The organism is Clostridium sp. (assembly GCF_030532265.1).
Lineage (GTDB): Bacteria > Bacillota > Clostridia > Clostridiales > Clostridiaceae > Clostridium.
This window is the reverse complement of the sequence record NZ_JAUNLM010000127.1, coordinates 1-1,812: the sequence shown is the minus strand read 5'-3', so window position 1 is coordinate 1,812 and position 1,812 is coordinate 1. Positions and strand designations below refer to the sequence as shown.

General features: G+C 21.0%; 1 protein-coding gene. It reads left to right on the top strand.

Translation table 11 applies throughout. The features are described 5' to 3' along the window. Window positions 1–493 precede the first annotated feature (493 nt). A complete protein-coding gene (locus Q4E08_RS12115; RefSeq protein ID WP_303131289.1) occupies window positions 494–1,222 on the top strand; it encodes an MgtC/SapB family protein in 729 nt (242 codons plus the stop codon). Window positions 1,223–1,812: the final 590 nt, after the last annotated feature.

The window sequence follows — 1,812 nt, the reverse complement described above, 5'->3', positions numbered from 1 at the left end:
AGAGCCCTAGCCTTCCAAGCTAGTTACGAGGGTTCGATTCCCTTCACCCGCTCCATTTAACAACTAATAAGTTTAGTTGTTTTTTTTATTCCTAAAATATATAAAGTGTTTGATAAAATCCACATTTGGTAAAAGATATCCACAAAAGATATGTAATTAAAGAATATTTTTTGTGGATATCTTTTTTATAATTAAATTTATAAAATTTTCAAATAATTCTAAGAATTATATGTAGTGATTGAATTTATAGAATTATTAGTTAATGTTTTAAATAGTTATAAAAGAATGTTTTAAAAAATAAAATATAATTTTAAAATCAATTGATTTTAAAATGAATATTAATAAATTCTTGATTTTTTACTTTTAAACTTTGTAATAAATAAATTAATTTATTTACTAGTTTATAGTATTCAAAAAATATAATATATGAATATATTATATTTTATTTTAGTAAACTTTAATAGAATAATTTTTTATAGAGAAATGGTATTTAATGAAAGAAATTGATATATTAATTAGATTAATGCTTTCAGTTATTATTGGTGGAATAATAGGATATGATAGAGAATTTAAAAATAGGCCGGCTGGATTTAGAACACATATGTTAGTTTGTTTAGGAGCTACTATTTCTGCACTTATTGAACTACAACTAGGATATTTTGTAATTAACCAAATTCAATTAAACCAAGAATTGTTAGGGAGTTTAAAAGTGGATTCAGGGAGGATAGTAGCTCAAGTTATATCTGGAATTGGATTTTTAGGAGCTGGAACTATAATTAGAAATAAAGGATCCATAAAAGGTCTTACAACAGCTGCTTCTATATGGGCAGTTGCTTGTGTTGGACTAGCTATTGGAATGGGATTTTATACAATTAGTATAATAAGTGCATTAATTATATTTATTGTATTAGTTTTTTTAAAAAAGTTTCAGAATAAATTTATAACTAAAATAGAAATATTTAAGTTTGAAGTAACGTATAAAAGTAATAAAAATACAATAAGAGAAATAGATCGTATATTATCTGATGAAGATATAAATATAAAGGGTATAGATTTTTATTATAAAGAATGCAGAGAAGAATATATTAGAAACGATGAAAATATATATGATATAAAAAGGTGTGTTTATAGTATAGAAGCGCCTAGAAATATTGATTTAAATGAGATTATTTCAGATATATGTTCAGTTGAGGAAGTTTTAAGTGCTAAAATAATAAAATGAATATATAAATAAAAAAATATATATATTTTATTTATAAACTCATATTAACATTAATGTTAATATGAGTTTTTTTTATTTTTATATATTAAAAACATTTGCTTTTTAATACACTTAAATTACAAATATAAGTATAAGAAAATTAATTATAAGACGTATAAGTTATTATTTTAAAAATTTATTTTAATTAATTATAATAATATATATTTAAGATTAAATATATATTATTATTCACAGTGTTTATTATTAATACTTAAATTAAATTTTTAATATTAATTAGGTGAAATAAACAAAAACTTTACCAGGAGTATCAATATAATAAAAATAAAGAAAAATAAAGAAAAATAAAGAAAATAAACTATAAATTTAAATAATAATATATAGATATATTGTGACATATTTAGACTGTGATAGAATAATCCATGTCGTCGCGAGAGATTAAACGAGAAGAACACAAGAAAATGTTGAAAACATTAAAAAAGTGTTGACAATGAATTTCTCTGATGATAAGATAATTAAGTCGCTTGAAGCGATATGAAATTTGATCTTTGAAAAATGAACAGAATATAGAAATACATTTAGAACCAGCAATT

What these genes read in the sequence shown, in the direction of transcription:
- Q4E08_RS12115 (WP_303131289.1), top strand. Translation starts at nt 494, where the DNA reads ATGAAAGAAATTGATATATTAATTAGATTAATGCTTTCAGTTATTATT.